General features: G+C 38.4%; 17 protein-coding genes. 2 read left to right on the forward strand and 15 right to left on the reverse strand.

All coding sequences use genetic code 11. The annotated features are described in order from the left end of the window. Positions 1-12 precede the first annotated feature (12 nt). From smpB to secG, 5 genes are all read right to left on the reverse strand, one after another. Entirely contained in the window at positions 13-480 is a 468-nt protein-coding gene (gene smpB / locus D8M04_RS05160) for an SsrA-binding protein SmpB (protein ID WP_121521847.1), read from the reverse strand. Between the two features lie 103 nt (positions 481-583). Next, positions 584-1,390 (reverse strand): zinc transporter ZupT, encoded by an 807-nt coding sequence (zupT, locus tag D8M04_RS05165; RefSeq protein WP_246001124.1) that lies wholly within the window; start codon positions 1,388-1,390, stop codon positions 584-586. Between the two features lie 384 nt (positions 1,391-1,774). Next, positions 1,775-4,021, reverse strand: a complete 2,247-nt coding sequence (rnr, locus tag D8M04_RS05170) for a ribonuclease R (protein ID WP_121521849.1) — start codon at positions 4,019-4,021, stop codon at positions 1,775-1,777. 46 nt (positions 4,022-4,067) lie between these two features. After that, positions 4,068-4,814, reverse strand: coding sequence for an alpha/beta hydrolase (locus D8M04_RS05175; protein ID WP_121521850.1), 747 nt, complete (start codon positions 4,812-4,814; stop codon positions 4,068-4,070). 649 nt (positions 4,815-5,463) lie between these two features. After that, positions 5,464-5,694 carry a preprotein translocase subunit SecG gene (gene secG, locus D8M04_RS05180; RefSeq protein WP_121521851.1) on the reverse strand — a complete coding sequence of 77 codons (231 nt, stop codon included), beginning with the start codon at positions 5,692-5,694 and terminating at the stop codon, positions 5,464-5,466. Between the two features lie 121 nt (positions 5,695-5,815). On the opposite strand from secG, the gene D8M04_RS05185 reads away from it, so the two are divergent. Both D8M04_RS05185 and ptsP read left to right on the forward strand, forming a co-directional pair. Beyond that, positions 5,816-6,745, forward strand: coding sequence for an alpha/beta hydrolase (locus D8M04_RS05185; protein ID WP_121521852.1), 930 nt, complete (start codon positions 5,816-5,818; stop codon positions 6,743-6,745). A 140-nt stretch (positions 6,746-6,885) separates the two neighbouring features. After that, positions 6,886-8,595 carry a phosphoenolpyruvate--protein phosphotransferase gene (gene ptsP, locus D8M04_RS05190; protein WP_121521853.1) on the forward strand — a complete coding sequence of 570 codons (1,710 nt, stop codon included), beginning with the start codon at positions 6,886-6,888 and terminating at the stop codon, positions 8,593-8,595. A gap of 107 nt (positions 8,596-8,702) precedes the next feature. On the opposite strand, the gene D8M04_RS05195 is transcribed toward ptsP, so the two are convergent. The 10 genes from D8M04_RS05195 to rpoN all read right to left on the reverse strand — a co-directional run bounded on the left by D8M04_RS05195 (position 8,703) and on the right by rpoN (position 19,025). After that, on the reverse strand, positions 8,703-9,299 hold the full coding sequence (locus tag D8M04_RS05195) for a nitroreductase family protein (RefSeq protein WP_121521854.1): 597 nt from the start codon (positions 9,297-9,299) through the stop codon (positions 8,703-8,705). Continuing rightward, complete coding sequence (locus D8M04_RS05200) at positions 9,300-9,809, reverse strand: DUF1648 domain-containing protein (protein ID WP_121521855.1); 510 nt, start codon at positions 9,807-9,809, stop codon at positions 9,300-9,302. 296 nt (positions 9,810-10,105) lie between these two features. Next, positions 10,106-11,392, reverse strand: a complete 1,287-nt coding sequence (eno, locus tag D8M04_RS05205) for a phosphopyruvate hydratase (RefSeq protein ID WP_121521856.1) — start codon at positions 11,390-11,392, stop codon at positions 10,106-10,108. Positions 11,393-11,434: 42 nt separating this feature from the next. Continuing rightward, a complete protein-coding gene (gene gpmI, locus D8M04_RS05210) occupies positions 11,435-12,976 on the reverse strand; it encodes a 2,3-bisphosphoglycerate-independent phosphoglycerate mutase (RefSeq protein ID WP_121521857.1) in 1,542 nt (513 codons plus the stop codon). Next, on the reverse strand, positions 12,973-13,731 hold the full coding sequence (gene tpiA, locus D8M04_RS05215) for a triose-phosphate isomerase (protein WP_121521858.1): 759 nt from the start codon (positions 13,729-13,731) through the stop codon (positions 12,973-12,975). The genes gpmI and tpiA overlap by 4 nt, the downstream gene beginning before the upstream one ends. Positions 13,732-13,767: 36 nt before the next feature. After that, on the reverse strand, positions 13,768-14,949 hold the full coding sequence (locus tag D8M04_RS05220) for a phosphoglycerate kinase (protein ID WP_121521859.1): 1,182 nt from the start codon (positions 14,947-14,949) through the stop codon (positions 13,768-13,770). A 197-nt stretch (positions 14,950-15,146) separates the two neighbouring features. Next, positions 15,147-16,154, reverse strand: a complete 1,008-nt coding sequence (gap, locus tag D8M04_RS05225; RefSeq protein WP_121521860.1) for a type I glyceraldehyde-3-phosphate dehydrogenase — start codon at positions 16,152-16,154, stop codon at positions 15,147-15,149. 43 nt (positions 16,155-16,197) lie between these two features. After that, the gene (locus D8M04_RS05230) at positions 16,198-17,217 is read right to left on the reverse strand and encodes a sugar-binding transcriptional regulator (protein WP_121521861.1); all 1,020 of its coding nucleotides are present in this window, start codon (positions 17,215-17,217) and stop codon (positions 16,198-16,200) included. A 248-nt stretch (positions 17,218-17,465) separates the two neighbouring features. Next, on the reverse strand, positions 17,466-17,714 hold the full coding sequence (locus D8M04_RS05235; protein ID WP_246001153.1) for a glutaredoxin family protein: 249 nt from the start codon (positions 17,712-17,714) through the stop codon (positions 17,466-17,468). Between the two features lie 21 nt (positions 17,715-17,735). Next, positions 17,736-19,025, reverse strand: coding sequence for an RNA polymerase factor sigma-54 (gene rpoN, locus D8M04_RS05240; protein WP_121521863.1), 1,290 nt, complete (start codon positions 19,023-19,025; stop codon positions 17,736-17,738). Positions 19,026-19,079: the final 54 nt, after the last annotated feature.

Here is a 19,079-nt window from a genome sequence, read left to right on the forward strand (position 1 = left end):
TTTTACAAGTTCTTAACGGTTATAATCCTTTAATGCCCGCTCTACATCACGTTTCATTTGTTTCTGCTTCAGATCATCACGCTTATCATATTTCTTCTTCCCTTTTCCAAGACCAATTAAAACTTTTGCATAGCCATTTTTAATATAAATCTTTAAAGGAACAAGCGCATAACCTTGCTGCTGCGTTAACCCGATTAATTTATCGATTTGTTTTCTGTGCAAAAGCAGCTTACGCGAACGTGTGGGATCATGATTAAAACGATTCCCTTGTTCATATTCAGATATGTGCAAATTAACTAATCGTACTTCCCCATTCCGGTCAATTCTCGCGTGAGAATCTTTCAAATTCACTCGGCCGTTCCGGATCGATTTAATTTCTGTACCCTGTAATACAATTCCAGCTTCATACGTATCTTCTATAAAATAATCATGAGATGCTTTTTTGTTTTGGGCAATAACTTTTCCTTGTCCTTTTGGCATAACGGTACACCTACTTTCACGTTCTTATATTTTATCAAATATTGGACATGTTTCCAAGCAATACAAAATGCGAACAAACAGATTGTTCGCATTGTAAATTTAACTAATATAATAATAATAAACTAACAGCCATAACTGCCATTCCACACATCACACCATAGATAGAAAGATGCGTTTCATCATATCGCTTAGCGGCTGGTATGAGCTCATCTATTGAGATAAACACCATAATACCTGCTACCATTGCGAAGATTATACCAAACATTGTATCCGTTAGGAACGGCATTAAAATGAAGAAGGCAACAACCGCACCAATTGGTTCAGCCAATCCAGATAAGAAGGATAGCTTAAACGCTTTCCGTTTATCACCAGTAGCATAATATACAGGCACGGATACAGCAATCCCTTCTGGAATATTATGAATGGCAACTGCCACTGCAATCGCGAATCCAACCGATGGATTTTCTATTGCGGAAATAAATGTTGCGATACCTTCTGGGAAATTATGAATCGCCAAGGCTAATGCAGTAAACACACCCATCTTCATTAATTCGGGATTATTAATTGATTTCTCCGGCCTTTCCATATCCTCTACTTTTTTAACTTCGTGAGGATTAGAATACTTTGGGATAAATTTATCAATTAATCCAATTAACAGCATTCCACCGAAAAAGGAAATAACCGTTAGCCAATAACCTTCATCTGATCCAAGTGCAGCGGTTAATGAATCTTTTGCTTTAAAAAAGATTTCAACCATAGATACATAAATCATTACACCTGCGGACAGACCTAGTGAAAATGAAAGAAATTTTGTATTGGTTGTTTTGGCAAAAAAGGCAAGTAAACTTCCCACGCCTGTTGCAAGACCTGCAAATAATGTTAATAAAAAGGCTAACAAAATGTCGTTCACTTTTTGTTTCTCCTTCCTGATGAAGCCCTTCAAGGTATACCACATCAAATGACCTTTTTATAATTGTAATTCAATCATTAGTTAGAAGTCAACAATAAGTTTTCCTTAAGGCAACTCTTTAAGGCGGTGTAAAGATTAAGGCTTTCACACCAAATTATATGCTAGGCTTCCCAGCTTTGTTCATCAAATAAAAGGAAACTTCACTCAGTTGCGGACTCTTTTCATTCCCACTGAGGTTAGGATCACTGGGAGTGACCCACAAGCCTTGAACGAATTGGGCGTTTTCTAGCTGTATTCTACTAATTGCTATTATGATATTCTACTCGTTTTTTAAAACTAGTTTATCTGTAATAAATAAGAAATGAGTCTCCGGGAGACAGAGACTCATTTCTTTTTCTTCTTTTTCTTATGTTTCTTTGGCTTTTTATTTACATCATTCTTGGGTCCATTACTTCTTCCATTCCCACTTTTACCATTGCTTGAATTCTTTAAAGGCCTTCTTTTCCTTGGCTCTGCTCCAACTAATTCGAAGTCCACGTTATATTCATCTAGATTTACCCCGGCAACTTTCACCTTCACCTCGTCACCAACACGATAAATGTTGGCAGTGCGCTCACCTATAAGCGCATGGCTTCTCTCATCGAAGTGATAATAGTCGTCCGTCAAAAAGCTAACATGGATAAGCCCTTCAATGGTATTAGGCAGTTCTACAAACATTCCGAAGTTAGTGACAGAACTAATCACACCAGTAAACTCTTCGCCAACTTTGTCCTGCATGTATTCTGCTTTCTTCAAATCATCGGTATCCCGTTCTGCATCTACTGCACGGCGCTCACGCTCTGATGTATGTCGTGCTATTTCTGGCAGTGCTTGTTTCCAGTGGCCGATTGTCTTGCTATCCAATTCTTTATTAATAAGGTAAGTACGAATTAAGCGATGTACGATTAAATCCGGGTACCTGCGAATTGGGGAAGTAAAGTGAGTATAAAACTCTGTTGCAAGTCCAAAGTGACCAATGCTTTGCGGATCATATTTCGCCTGTTTCATGGAACGAAGCATCAGCTTCGAAATAATCATTTCTTCCGGTCGTCCCTCTACCTCATCCAATACCTTCTGTAAGGCTTGAGGATGAATTTCATTGGCTGTTCCTTTTACAGATATACCAAGACTTGCAAGAAATTCAAAGAAGTTCTGCAGCTTTCCTTCATCTGGATCCTCGTGGATACGATGAATAAACGGAACATCAAGCCAGTGAAAATGCTCTGCTACTGTTTCGTTTGCACAAAGCATAAATTCTTCAATAAGACGCTCGGCAATGGAACGTTCTCTGAGAACAACGTCAATTGCTTTCCCTTCCTCATCTACAAGAACTTTCGCTTCTTTAAAGTCAAAATCAATCGCACCGCGACCCATCCGCTTCCCACGTAAAATACGCGCTAGCTGTTCCATTTCTTCAAACATCGGAACGAGTGGCTCATAACGTTCGATTAATGCTTCATCTTTATCTACTAGAATTTTATTGACATCACTATATGTCATTCTCTCTGTTGTTTTAATAACACTTTGAAAGATTTCATGATTGACTACTTGGCCTTCAGAATTAATTTCCATTTCACAGCCGAGTGTTAGCCGATCCACTTTCGGATTTAGTGAGCAAATGCCATTCGAAAGGCGGTGTGGAATCATTGGTATAACACGATCAACTAAGTACACACTTGTCCCACGTTCAAAGGCTTCTTTATCAATCGGAGAACCCTCTTCCACATAATAGCTGACATCAGCGATATAAACGCCTAACTTATAGTTGCCATTATCTAGGCGTTTCACAGTTACAGCATCATCCAAGTCCTTAGCATCTGCTCCATCAATCGTAACAATGGTTTCATCACGAAGGTCTCGACGTCCTTCTAATTCTTTTTCATTAATTGTTTCCGGCGTATTCGTTGCCTGTTCTAATACTTCATCTGGAAAATCGATGGTAATGCCGTGTTTATAGATGATGGAAAGAATATCTATTCCTGGGTCATTTTTATGTCCAAGAATTTGCAGAATTTCACCTTCTGCACTCTTTCTTCCTTCAGGGTACTTCGTAATTCTTGCTATTACCTTATGACCATCGACCGCTCCATGAGTATGACCCTTTGGAATAAAAATATCATTAGGGATTCGTTTATCATCTGCTATAACAAACCCAAAGGCGCGATTATCCTCAAATGTCCCAACCACTTGAGTAACCGCACGCTCCAGAATTCGGATAACCTGTCCCTCTGGTCGGTTCCCCTCCTGGCCAGACTTTTCTATTCGTACAAGCACTTTGTCATTATTCATTGCAGATGCTAAATCATTTGCATGGATATATACATCTTTTTGTCCTTCTTCATCTGGGATTAGGAAAGCAAATCCCTTTTGGTGCATTTGAATTCTTCCGCGTACAAGATTCATTTTTTCTGGCAACCCAAAGCGGTTTTTTCTGGTGCGAACAAGCTCACCGGCCTCTTCCAGTTGATTAAGAGCAATAACTAGCTCCTTAAATTCTACAGCGTCCTGTAATCCTAATGCTGCTTCTATTTCATCGACTGCTAAAGGTTTTGTACCAGATTCATTAAAAAAAGTTAGCACTCTCTCTTTCATTCTTTCACCCACCTTTTCTCTCTATTATTTACCTTCTGTGCTTTTCTTACGCCTTCCAATCCAGTTTTTCTAAAAATTGATAGATGTCCTCATGTAATTGTTCCTTCTCGTCATCAAGCGTAATAACATGAGTGGATTGTTCATACCATTTTATATCCTTCAAATCAGCTTCTACATTCTCATATATGTAGTTTGCACTCTCCGTGTTGATCATTTGATCTTTTCTAGCTTGAACAACAAATGTAGGTGTATAAATCGTATCTACATTGTTTTTCACTTCGGTTATCTCTTTACCTAGCTGTTCAAAGAGATCTTTGGAATCTTCCATTACCTGATTGACTTCTTTCTCAATCACTTCTTGTTCTTTTCCTTCAAATTGCTTGTATTCTTTTGAATAGGCGCGGAAGCCTTTGGATAATTGAAAGCTATTATCAAAAAACATTGGTGCACACATAGGAATAACACCTTTAACTTTAGTGGAATATGCTAATTTTAAGCTGAACACGCCACCAAGAGAAAGGCCAGCAACGGCGATTTCCTCATATCCTAAATCTTGAAGATGTTTCATCGCCTGCTTTACATCCTCCCACCATTGTTTAGGATTTGTATTGAGTAGTTCCTCTGGTGGAACTCCATGTCCTCTGTATATGGGAGCATGACTTGTATATCCTTTTTTCTCTAGGAAACGTCCTAACATCCTAACATCTGCTGAATGACCCGTAAATCCATGCAGCAATAATACCGCGCGAGGTCCTGCTTCGAATGTAAAGGGCTTTGGTTGTACGATTTTCATATATCTTGCACTCCTAACTATTTGATACTATACCCATTATCTACCATTTTACACATTTATAAAGTAATTCGCATGATTACTTACTTGTTGGAAGATTATTATGTAAATATGATTGTTAGTTAATCTAACGCAGTTGATAGAAACTGTTGGTTTACTTAATTAAAATAGTGCTTAAAGGCGCATCAGAATACACTGGAAATATGCGCTCGTGATTTCCGCTGCGGGCAGTACGCTTTCCGCGGGCAACGTCTCAGCCTCCTCGGAAGAAGACCACTTCCTGCGGGGTCTTCGCTTGTTGCTTTTCCCACAGGAGTCGACTGCCCTCCGCTACAATCACTTCAAGTTAAAATGTGCTTTCTTTATCCATTGTTTAAAAGGGTTAATGCACCATTTAGCGGAGGAAATACACGTAGACTCCTGCGGGATGAAAAGCCTAGGTGAGACCCCGCAGAGACGGCAGTCTCGAGGAGGCTCAGCAGCGCCCGCGGTAAGCGTAGTGTATTTCCAGAGCGGTTTTTATGCACTATCTTGAATTAAAGTAATCAGAAGTATATCTACATTATGACATAAGCTACCTCCTCTTAGAAAAGAGTACATTGAAAGAAGAAAAACCCCATCACTCCATTAAAGTGATGAGGCTTCCTGAGCTTTATAATAAGTATCCACTTATAAATGCTAATCCAAAAAAGATGATACCAGTGATAACAGTCCCACGATGTAGAAACAGTTCCATCCCACGTGCTTTCTGTTTTCCGAATAATTGCTCTGCACCGCCTGTAATTGCTCCAGATAAGCCAGCACTCTTACCAGGCTGAAGTACAACAAACACAATTAATACAATGGCATCAATAATCAGTAATGTATTTATTAAAGCAGTCATATCCAATTTACCTCCTAATAACGTACAACTCTCTGAATTATACTTTAGCATATGTTTTTAATAGTTAGCAAGCTTAATTTGAGTTAATCTATAAGTAATACAAACAGAAAGGAAAATTGTGATGAAAGACACCTTTTGGTTAAAAACTACAGATGACACTGAAATCTATGTAAAGAGATGGTTTAATCCAAATCAGAGACCAAAAGCCATTGTTCAGCTTGCACACGGAATGGTAGAGCATATTGAACGATATGATATCTTTAGTTCCAACTTGCTTGAACAAGGGATTTTTGTCTATGGTAATGATCATAGAGGGCATGGTCAAACAGGATTAAGGTATGATAGCCTCGGGTACTTTGCAAGTGAAGATGGATTTCTTAAAGTAGTAGACGACCTTTTCCTTATTACTTCCTATATTAAAAAGGATTATCCAGACACCCCAATTTTTCTTTTGGGCCATAGTATGGGTTCCTTTTTAGCACGGATTTATGTACAACGATATTCCAAAGAAATAGCTGGTGTTATTTTAACTGGAACTGGCTATACACCACTTTTTTTAACGACTTTGGGAATAACATTAGCGCGTGCCTTATCACAGAGAGAAGAATCAGCCCTCATGAATCACCTTGTATTCGGGAATTATAATAAACGGATTAATAACCCAAAGAAAACGCATGATTGGCTAACTAGAGATGAAAATGTGGTACAAAAATTTATTACTGATCCATTATGTGGCTTTACACCTTCTGCTAGTTATTTTCATGATTTATTAACAGGGATTCAATTAATGCAGGATAATCAGCGGAATAGCATGATTCGCACCGATCTACCTATGCTTTTTGTAAGCGGAACAGAAGACCCTGTTGGTAATTATGGAAAAGGCGTTTGGAAGACGATGAATCTATACCATCAACTGGGAATAGACGATATTATGGTATATTTCTACGAAGAAGCTCGACATGAAGTATTAAATGAGGTGAACAAAGAAGAAGTGTTTGATAGCATTTATCAATGGATAATAAGTAAATTAAAGCAAATGACTTTTCAATAACATAGGTCTTAGTTATAGTTATCTGGTAGACGGGTGTAATTACTTACATGAAAAGAAAGTGTTTTCATTGTTTTCAAGCAAGATTATATGATAAAATACATGTATATACAAGCTATTAATGAGAGGATTGAAATTATAATATGACTAAAATAAATGGAATTGCAGCTTCTTCTGGAATTGCTATTGCGAAAGCGTATCAATTAGTAACTCCAGATTTATCATTTGAGGATAAAAGTGCTGGACAAGCAGATGAAGAAATCAAACGGCTTGAAGAAGCATTGGATATTTCTAAAGGTGAATTAGAGAAAATAAAAGCACACACAAAGGAAGCACTTGGAGATGAGCATGCGGAAATATTCTCTGCTCATTTATTAATCCTAAATGACCCAGAACTAATTACTCCAATGAAAGATAAGATAAGAAATGAAAGCGTTACTGCTGAAGCAGCATTAGACAGTATTACAAAAATGTTTGTCGATATGTTCGAAAACATGGAAAACGAATATATGCGTGAACGTGCAGCAGATATTAAAGATGTAACGAAACGCGTGATGGCACATCTATTAGGAGTTACTTTCCCAGACCCAGCACTTATTGATGAAGAAGTCGTTATCATTGCGCAAGACTTAACTCCTTCTGATACAGCTCAATTAAATCAATTTGTAAAAGGATTTGCTACGGATATTGGCGGTCGTACTTCTCACTCCGCAATTATGGCAAGGTCTTTAGAAATACCTGCCATTGTTGGGACTAAAGAAATTACAAATTCTGTAAAGCAAGGGGATATGATTATCATTGATGGGCTTGCAGGGGAAGTGATTGTGAACCCAACCGATGAAGAGATTGGTGCCTACCGACAAAAACAAGCGGACTTTGCAAAACAGCAAGAGGAATGGGGCAAATTGAAAGATGAGCCAACTTTCTCTAAAGATGGAGAGCAGGTAGAACTAGCTGCGAACATCGGAACTCCAGCTGATGTAGAAGGTGTCTTAAATAACGGTGGAGAAGGTGTTGGCTTATACCGTACAGAGTTCCTCTATATGGGTAAAAGTGAGCTTCCTTCCGAAGATGAACAATTTGAAGCATACAAGTCTGTATTAGAACAAATGAATGGCAAACCAGTAGTTGTCCGTACTTTAGACGTTGGTGGAGACAAGGAAATAAACTATCTTGATATGCCAAAAGAATTAAATCCATTCTTAGGCTTCCGAGCTATTCGCTTCTGTTTAGAAAACGAAGATGTCTTCCGTCCACAGCTGCGCGCACTACTTCGTTCCAGTGCGTACGGTAATTTAAAAATTATGTTCCCTATGATTGCAACACTAGAAGAATTCCGTCAAGCTAAAGGATTATTAATGGAAGAAAAAGAGGCATTAGTTGCAGATGGGGTCAAGGTTTCGGATGACATAGAAGTTGGTATCATGGTTGAAATTCCATCTACCGCAGTGACTGCACGTCAATTCGCTAAGGAAGTAGACTTCTTCAGTATTGGAACAAATGACTTAATCCAATATACGATGGCAGCAGACCGTATGAACGAGCAGGTCTCTTATCTGTATCAACCATATCACCCTGCTATCTTAAATCTCGTAAATAACGTGATTGAAGCTGCCCATAAAGAAGGTAAATGGGTAGGAATGTGCGGAGAAATGGCTGGCGATCCTATCGCTATTCCAATCTTGCTTGGACTCGGATTAGATGAATTCAGTATGAGTGCGACATCTATTTTACCAGCACGTACGCAAATTCGTGATTTATCTAAGAAAGACTTGGCTGCTTATAAAGATAAGCTTCTTTCTATGGATACTGCCGAAGAGGTTGAGGCTTTTATTAAAGAGAAAACAGAATAATACCTTTACAGCACCTAAACTTAAGTGGTTTGGGTGCTTTTTGATTTGCTGCTTGTATTTTTGATTTGCTGCTTGACCAGCCGCTTTCAGGGCTTGCCAAGCAGCGTCTATTCAATAATTTCTAGTTTTCCTTCTATGGGAGTCCTTTCTTTTTTTCGTGGAACTTTTGCAGGATATCCTATTTGAAGAACTGCCGCGATTTTAAATCTTTCATTGTCTAACCCAATTTCATCTAAAAATATTGGATCATGCATATAAGGTGTAATGGTCCAAAGCATACCTACTCCATATTCCCAAGCCGCTAATTGTGCATTCTGAATAAAAGCACAGACAGACGCATACTCTTCTTCATAACGAACAGAATCCTCTTCTTTTTCAAAATAAATAAGTGCATGATGGGGAATCTTCAACAAAAATTCTTTCATGGAATGAATCATTTTCTTCGTTTTCGGCTCCTGCTCATTTTTTATCATTCCGATTCGCTGATAACTACGTATAATAGCGTCAATAATGGCCTCTCTACCATGTCCTTGATATATTTTAATTTGCCAAGGCTCTTTCATATAATGTGTTGGCGCATAGGAAGCATATGTAAAAATCTCCTTTAAAACGGATAAGTCTACTGGTTGTTCTTTTAATTGATGAATCGATCTGCGTGCTTGGATTGTTTCTAAAATAGAAATGACTTCTCCCTCCCTTTTCATTTACCGTAGTTTAAATGACTTCCATATAAAAAAAGCTATGGAACCAAAAATAATTACTAAAGAAATAACCATATCCCATCCCCCGAGCAAAGAACTTTGCATCTCATTTTTAGCTATATAAACACTTTCCAAATTTAATAAACTAAAGAGAATCAATATTTCATTTTTCATGACGTTCATCATTCTGATAGAATTTTTGTATAGTCTTTCCGCATTTTCTTCCGTTAATCTACTGTAATTATGAAGATGAGGATATCTTTCAAGAACACTTGATGGCACCCATATGATCAATAAACCAATAATCGGCATAAGAAAAAGCATGGCTTTTGAATCCCATCTAGTTACCTCGCCCGCGAGGTTGTAATGACCGGGCACTTTATCGGGAATGGATGGCCAGTCGGCAATAAGATAAACAATACTAGCAAAGTAAATGAAAAGGGCAATGATATCAAAGACCTTCTCAAATTTCGACCGGTTCACTTTAATAATTGGATTACTATAAGACTTCATCTTACCCCCTCCTTACCATTTATACGGGCCAAAAAGTGGAAAGGTTTCAACAGGAGAGCAATAGCGGGCAGAGAAAAAAGCAATTTCATTAGTAGCTTTGTCTAGTCATTATCGACATAGAGTGATTAAAAATCTTTGGATAATCAAGCTGGAATGCAATTCGCGTCAGAATAGGAATCTAAAATGCTTATATTATGATTTTAACCTGAAAAGGACTCTGGCACTATAGTTACCATAATGGCCTACATACACAAAAAGGACTGCAATAATGCAGCCCTTTAATTAACTCTCATTTATTATTTTTTCAAGTTATAGAATGAAGCTAATCCACCGTATACACCCATACCAGCTAATTCGTCTTCAATGCGAAGTAATTGGTTGTATTTCGCAACACGGTCTGTACGAGATGGAGCACCAGTTTTAATTTGTCCTGCATTTGTTGCAACTGCGATGTCCGCAATTGTTGCGTCTTCTGTTTCACCAGAACGGTGTGAGATTACTGCAGTGTAACCAGCTTGTTTTGCCATTTCGATTGCTTCGAATGTTTCTGTAAGTGTACCGATTTGGTTCACTTTAATAAGGATAGAGTTACCTACTCCTTGCTCAATACCTTGCGCAAGTTTCTTCGTGTTTGTAACAAATAGGTCGTCTCCAACTAATTGTACTTTATCACCTAGGCGGTCTGTTAATAGTTTATGACCTTCCCAGTCGTTCTCATCTAAACCATCTTCAATAGAGATGATTGGGTATTTGCTAACCATTTCTTCGTACCAGTCAACCATTTCTGCAGAAGTACGTACAACGCCTTCTCCTTTAAGATTGTATTTACCATCTTGGTATAATTCAGAGGAAGCTACGTCCATTGCTAATTTCACTTCTTCACCTGGTTTGTAACCTGCTGCTTCAATTGCTTCTACAATCGTTTGAAGAGCTTCTTCGTTTGAACCTAAGTTAGGAGCGAATCCACCTTCATCACCTACAGCAGTGTTATAACCTTTACTGCTTAATACTTTCTTAAGGGAATGGAAAATCTCTGCACCCATGCGTAGTGCTTCCTTGAAGCTCTCTGCTCCAACTGGCATTACCATGAATTCTTGAATGTCCACGTTGTTATCTGCATGCTCTCCACCGTTAACGATGTTCATCATTGGTGTTGGAAGAGTTTTTGCGTTGAATCCACCTAGATAGTTATATAAAGGTACATCAAGCAGGTTTGCAGCTGCATGAGCTACTGCCATGGAAACTCCAAGAATAGCGTTAGCACCTAATTTACCTTTATTTTCTGTTCCGTCAAGCTCGATCATGATAGAATCAATTAGGTTTTGACGAGTAACGTCCATGCCTAATAATTCTGGAGCGATAACGTCGTTAACGTTATGAACTGCTTTTAAAACACCTTTTCCTAGGTAACGGTCTTTGTCACCGTCACGAAGTTCTACTGCTTCATATTCACCTGTAGAAGCTCCAGATGGTACTAATGCGCGACCAAAAGCTCCTGATTCAGTATAAACTTCTACTTCAACTGTTGGGTTACCACGTGAATCTAATACTTCACGTGCGTATACGTCTGTAATGTATGGCATTTTAATATCTCTCCTTTTTTTGGATAAGTTTATTTTTTATTATTATTTATTAACTAAGCTTGTTCCTGTCATTTCTTTTGGCTTTTCTACATCTAGAAGATCAAGCAATGTTGGTGCTAGGTCTGCTAGAATTCCACCATCACGGAGTGTAACTCCATCTTTTGTCACTATAACTGGAACAGGATTTGTTGTATGTGCAGTCATTGGGGCGCCATCCAATGTTACTACTTCATCAGAGTTACCGTGGTCTGCAGTTATAATCGCATGTCCACCTAACTCAGTGATTTTATCTACAATTTTTCCTAAGCATTCATCGACTGCTTCAATTGCTTTCACAGTTGGTTCGAGTATTCCGGAATGCCCAACCATATCTGGATTCGCAAAGTTTAGGATAATCGCACTTGGTCGATCGTCAGAATCAAGTTCTTGAAGCAACGCGTCCGTCACTTCATATGCACTCATTTCTGGTTTTAAGTCATAGGTTGCAACCTTTGGTGAATCGATTAGTATACGCTTTTCACCAGGAAATTCTTTTTCACGTCCTCCACTCATAAAGAAGGTAACGTGAGGATATTTTTCTGTTTCTGCGATACGCAGCTGTTTCAAATTATGTTGTGATAATACTTCACCGACCGTATTATCTAAGTTTGATGGCTCATATGCAACAAAACCATCAACAGATTCACTGAATTGTGTAAGCATGACGAAATGAAGGTTTTGTGGAACTCCTTCACCACGATCAAAATCGCGGAAGTCTTCATTCGCAAACGTACGTGAAATCTGAATCGCTCTATCAGGACGGAAGTTATAGAAAATGATGGAATCATTATCTTGTACTTTCCCAACTGGGTTATCATACTCATCCGTAATCACAGATGGAATGACAAACTCATCATGGATTCCATTTTCATAAGAGTCCTTCACAACATCCATAGCAGATTGGTACGATGGTCCTTCACCGTAAACCATAGCATCATAAGCCTTCTTGACACGGTCCCAGCGTTTATCACGGTCCATCGAGTAATAACGACCAGAAATTGTTGCGAATTGTCCTACGCCGTACTCTGCCATTTTCGCTTCTGTTGCTTTAATATATTTCTCTGCTGTTTGTGGTCCTACATCACGACCATCTAGGAAAGCATGAAGATACACTTTTTCTAAGCCATGGTCACTTGCAAGCTTAAGCAATGCAAACATATGCTCAATATGGCTGTGCACACCACCATCAGATAGTAGTCCGAATAAATGCAAGGCACTATTGTTTTTCTTTACATTTTCAATTGATTTGAGGAAAGCTTCTTTCTCGAAGAACTCTCCTTCGCGAATAGAAAGATTCACTCGAGTTAAACTTTGGTACACGATACGACCAGCACCAATGTTTAAGTGCCCTACCTCAGAATTCCCCATTTGGCCTTCTGGTAATCCTACTGCCTCACCACTGGCAGTCAATTGGTTGTGAGGATAGGTTTCCCAATATCGATCAAAGTTTGGCTTTATTGCTTTTTTTACTGCATTACCATAGGCTTCATCGCGGATTGCGAATCCGTCTAGAATGATTAATGCAGCTAGTTTATCTTGACTCATTTAGTACCAGCCTCCACAAGCTGTAAGAAGGAATCTGCTTCAAGACTTGCACCACCAACTAATGCACCATCAATATCTGACTGTGCTAGAAGTTCGTCTACATTTGCAGGCTTAACACTGCCGCCATATTGAATAATGACTTGATCTGCTGTGTCTGCTGAAGTAATTTCTTTTACTACTGTACGAACATGTGCACACACTTCATTTGCATCTTCACTTGATGCAGTTTTACCTGTTCCAATTGCCCAGATTGGCTCATACGCAATAATCGTATTTGCCACTTGTTCATCTGACAGTCCTTCTAACGCTTTTTTCACTTGTTGTTCTACAAGCTGTTTGGTTTCATTTGCTTCACGTTGTTCTAAAGTTTCCCCAACACAAACAATTGGAGTTAAACCATGGTTAAACGCGGCGTGTGCTTTTTTATTTACTGTTTCATCTGTTTCAGCGAATAATTCGCGACGCTCGGAATGTCCTAAAACAACATGAGTCACGCCTAAATCTTTCAACATAACAGGGCTAACTTCACCAGTAAAAGCTCCATTGTCTTCAAAGTGCATGTTTTGTGCCGCTACCTTCACACTTGATCCTTGTGTTTTTTCAACAAGAGATGGAAGGAATGGGAAAGGTGCACAAACAATAGCTTCCACTCTATCGCTTGTTGGTACTTTTGATTTTACTTCTTCTACAAATTCATTTGCTTCTGATAACACTTTGTTCATTTTCCAGTTACCAGCAATTACTTTCTTACGCATCCTATCACCTCATATTTACTATTTGGTTTCGGTTCTTTATTTATCGTCTAAAGCTTGTACACCTGGAAGTACTTTTCCTTCCATGAACTCAAGGGATGCTCCCCCGCCTGTGGAAACGTGATCCATCTTGTCCGCTAGGTTGAACTTCTCAACTGCTGCAGCAGAATCGCCACCACCAATTACAGTGTAGCCTTCTGTCTCAGCAAGTGCCTCAGCAACCGCTTTTGTACCACCAGCAAAGACATCTAATTCGAATACACCCATTGGTCCATTCCATATTACAAGTTTAGATTCTTTTACAATGTTGCTATATTTCTCACGTGTTTTCGGTCCAATATCTAATGCTTCCCAGTCAGCAGGAATCTCAGATACGGATACAGCCTTTGTATTTGCAGTTTCAGAGAAGTCATCTGCTATAATAACATCTTCTGGAAGTAAAAAGTTTACACCTTTTTCTTCTGCTTTTTTCATGAATTGTTTCGCTAAATCGATTTTCTCTTCATCTAGTAAGGATTTCCCTACTTCATGGCCTTGTGCTTTGATAAATGTATAAGCAAGACCACCACCGATGATTAAGTTATCTACTTTTTCTAGCAGATTATCGATTACATCGATTTTGTCTTTCACTTTTGCTCCACCGATAATAGCAGTAAATGGACGTTCAGGATTTTCCAATGCTTTGCCTAATACATCTAATTCTTTTTCCATTAGGAAGCCTGCAGCAGATGGGAGTTTCTCAGCAACACCCGCTGTAGATGCATGTGCACGGTGAGCAGCTCCAAAGGCATCGTTCACATATAAATCTGCCATATCTGCAAAGCTTTGTGACAATGCTTCATCATTCTTCTCTTCACCAGCTTCAAAACGAACATTCTCGATTAATAGAATGTCGCCATCATTTAAACCGGCTACCGCTTGATTCACTTCTTCACCATATACGGTGTCAGTTTTCACAACTTCTTTACCGATTAAATCGCTAAGACGTTTCGCTACTGGGTCTAATCGCAATTCTTCTACTACTTGACCTTTAGGACGTCCAAGGTGGCTGGCAAGAATTACTTTCGCCCCTTGCTCAGACAAGTGCTTAATAGTTGGTAGTGCTGCTTTAATACGTGTATCGTCTGTTACTTCTCCGTCTTTCATTGGTACGTTGAAGTCCACACGGCAAAACACTTTTTTACCTTTTACTTCAAGATCTTTTAATGATTTCTTATTCATTTTACAGCCTCCCAAAGGAATATGTAATTTAAGCTTTTCCATTATGCACTACGATATCCATTATATACCATTCATGCATAGTAAATAGGCTTTTCATATAAATTTAACAGAAAATGGAGAGGAGTCGCCTCCCCTCCTCATGATTAATCATTTGGAAATCGGAGCCACCAATTTGCGGCGGCTGTTTTCCCTGATTTTTATAGTCCTTGTTTAGCCATGAATACAGCTAAGTCTACACAACGAGAAGAGTAACCCATTTCGTTGTCATACCAAGAAACAACTTTCACCATGTTGCCTTCCATTACCATTGTAGATAAACCATCAACGATAGAAGAATGAGTGTTTCCAACAATGTCAGTAGAAACTAGTGGTTCTTCGCTATACTCAAGTACTCCTTTAAGGTTACCTTGAGCAGCTTCACGGAATGCATTGTTAATATCTTCAACAGTTGCTTCTTTATCAAGTTCTGCAACTAAGTCTGTTAATGAACCGTCTGGAGTTGGTACACGAACAGCCATACCATTTAATTTACCTTTTAATTCAGGTAATACTAGACTAACCGCTTTAGCAGCACCAGTTGTTGTTGGAATGATGTTTTCAGCTGCTGCACGCGCACGACGATAGTCTTTATGTGGTAAGTCAAGAATTTGCTGATCGTTAGTATATGAGTGGATAGTTGTCATTAATCCACGTTTGATTCCAAATGTATCGTTAAGTACTTTAGCAAATGGAGCTAAACAGTTTGTTGTACAAGAAGCGTTAGATACGATGTTATGCTCGCTTGGATTGTATTTATCTTGGTTAACACCCATTACGATTGTTAAATCTTCGTTAGATGCAGGTGCAGAGATAATTACTTTTTTCGCTCCAGCTTCAATATGTTTCTTCGCATCTTCAGCGTTAGTGAAACGACCAGTAGATTCGATAACGATATCTACACCAAGATCTCCCCAACCTAATTGAGCAGGATCGCGTTCAGAAAGAACTTTAAACTCTTTTCCACCTACTGCAATGTTAGAACCATTTACAGTTACTTCTTCTTCTAACTTACCATGAACAGAATCATATTTTAAAAGATGAGCAAGCATGTTAGCATCAGTTAAGTCGTTAACTGCAACAATTTCCACTTCATCATTTTTTAGTGCTTGACGGAATACATTACGTCCAATTCTACCAAAACCATTAATTCCAACTTTTACTGTCATTCTTATTCCTCCTAAGAGATATTATTTATATATTTTAAAGAGGTTACCCTCTTAAAACCTGAATTGCAGCGGCTTCATCCGTGATAAGCAAGTTGCTTCTTCCTTGTTTAAAGTAGGAAATGATGGCCTCAGCTTTAGATTTACCACCTGCGACCGTAATCACATTGCCAATTGCTGATAGGTCTTCCAGTTGTATTCCTACAGTTCTAACCTTATGGACAATGTTTCCCTCTTGGTCAAAGTAGTATCCAAACGCCTCACTTGCAGCCTTTTTAACTGCTAGTTCTCTAAGCGTTTCATTCGATGTTTTCCGGCGTTTTGCCATTGTTAATGCATCACCAATACCATGAATAACAACGTCGGCTGTCTTGATTTGATCGAGAACATTCTTAATAGAAGGTTCATTAATCAACGTTTGATATGCAACTTCACTTAACGGATCGGGAACATAAAGTAATCGATAATCACCACGAGCCTTCTCTGCCATTTCAGCCACAATACCACTCGCCTGATTTTCCACCTTTTCTCCAATTCCACCTCGTGCCGGCAAAAAAAGAACATCGATATTATTTCCAAGCGGGGTCATCACATCCGCAACTGCTGACATAGTTGTGCCACCTGTTACAGCAATAATAGAATGGTTCTTCACAATCTTTTTCAGGTGAGATATACATACTTTTCCCATTTCCTGTTTTACCCATTCATATTCATCGCTATTTCCTGGAACGATAATAACATCATCTATATTTAACTTTTCCCTAATTCGCTGTTCTAAAACGTTTAACCCCATTATTTCTCGCATGAAGCCAGCCATCTCTTCAAGAACTAATGTACCCTCTTTCGAAACATACATACCCTTAGAGGTTACTTCTATTAACCCTTGTTCATGTAAAAAGTCAACCTCACTTCTTACAGCCCGTTCGGTTAAATGGACTCTTTCTGCAAGTCCTCTTCTTCCAATCGGTTCTAAATTATGTACGCTTTGAAGGATGGAATATCGATGCTTCATTACATCAAGAAGATCGGGTATTAACTTTTTCTGCAGCTCGGTTAAGGTTCTCATACAAAGGACTCCTTCTAATGGTCAAAAAATGTCCCGTAAGGATGTTTTATGTCCCAGACAAGTAGATTATAACAATAGGTAATTAAATATACAACCATTATGCACCAATCTTTTTGTAAAGTTATTGCTAACTATAGTTAATATTACTTTTACATAGATTCTATTTTTAACCATCTCGCTGACAGATATGAACTTGCATTTCATATCTTCCCTTTTATTCCCATTTCCATACCAAAAAAGGAAGCAAACTAATTTGCCTCCCTCGTACTTTCTTTCTCTAATAAGTCATGCAGCGATTCGTAATTTATTTCAACTGCATTTAACTGCTTTCCATTTACTTCAATGACAGGAATCGTTAACTGATACTTCTCAAGCCATACATCATTGGTATAAATATCACGGTATTCCGTTTTGAACGTAAACTCTTCCCGCAATAATTCTAATAGAGTGTTCGCGTCATTGCATAATCCACAATTTTCCTTCGTATAAAATAACACTTTTACCAATTCGTCCACCCTTTACTTCTTTTTTCTCCTTTTAACAGAAGATGGTAAATTTAATTGTTCGCGATATTTCATCACCGTTCTGCGGGCAATTTTAATTCCAAATTTTAATTCCAATTGCTTTCTGATAGCTTCATCAGACAATGGCTTCGCTTTGCTTTCTGATTGTATGAGCTTAAGAATAAGCTGCTTCACCGCAATAGAAGAAGTGCTTTCTCCATTGGACTTTCGTATACCTGATTGTAGAAAGAATTTAATTGGAAGTACACCTTGCGCGGTTTGCACATATTTTTGATTAATTGCTCTGCTTACAGTGGATAAATGGATATTGAGCTCCTCTGATATTTCTCTTAATGTGAATGGCTTTAATTCACTTGGACCTCTTTCAAAAAAGTTATATTGTTTTTCCACAATGCACCGAATAATGTTTTCCAATGTATTTGTTCGGTACGAGATAGCCTGATTTAGCCACTCAACCTGCCGATATTTCTCTTTCAAATAAGTAGTTGCCTCATTCTCCTCAACTTTTAAATTCGCATATACTGGATCTATTTTAATTGTTGGAGCTGCCCATTTAAAGAATTTGATTTTCCAAGAACCATTTTCTATATATATAGAAGCTTCTGGAATAATATATTCTGGTTCCTCCGTGTCTAATAATTGTCCTGGCTTTGGATGACAGAGTCGGATTTTCTCCACAATCTTCTTAGCATGTTCTGCAGTTGTATCAAAAAATGCTGCAATATTCCCATAATCCTCTGTTGCGATCCATTCTAGATGATCTTCTAATAATTCTTCTAAAAAGAAATCATACATGCCCATGTTGTTTAATTGTAGTATAAGACATTCTGTTAAATTCCTTGCACCAATACCTGCTGGTTCTAAAGATTGGATACAAGTTAAGGCTTCTTCCACCCTTTCAATGGAAGTTTTGCAATGCTCTGCCCATAAACTCAATTCCACATCCAAGTATCCATCACTGTTTAAAGAATCAATTCCATAGGCCACAACCGGCTTAAGGTCTTCCGTTATTGTAAGCGTAATCAATTGTGATTTTAATTGATCATACATACTGTTCTTTGCTGCATTTATCTCCCCAATTTCAGGCTGTTTAGATGCAGTAGAACGATACTGCTCAAAGTCATAATCATAATCTATTTCCTCTATTAATGGATTTTCCTTTGTAAGCTGGTCAATATATTCCTTTAATTCCAAACTAGAGAATTGCAAGATATTGATGGACTGCATAAGCGACTGATTCATTTTCCATTGTAGTGTTTGCTGCTGAATAAGCCTTGGCTTCATATCCCCATCCCCCCTCCATTCCCCTTTATTCTATTTTGCCATTAATTCAACAGA

Source organism: Oceanobacillus piezotolerans (assembly GCF_003665065.1).
Taxonomy (GTDB): domain Bacteria; phylum Bacillota; class Bacilli; order Bacillales; family Amphibacillaceae; genus Oceanobacillus; species Oceanobacillus piezotolerans.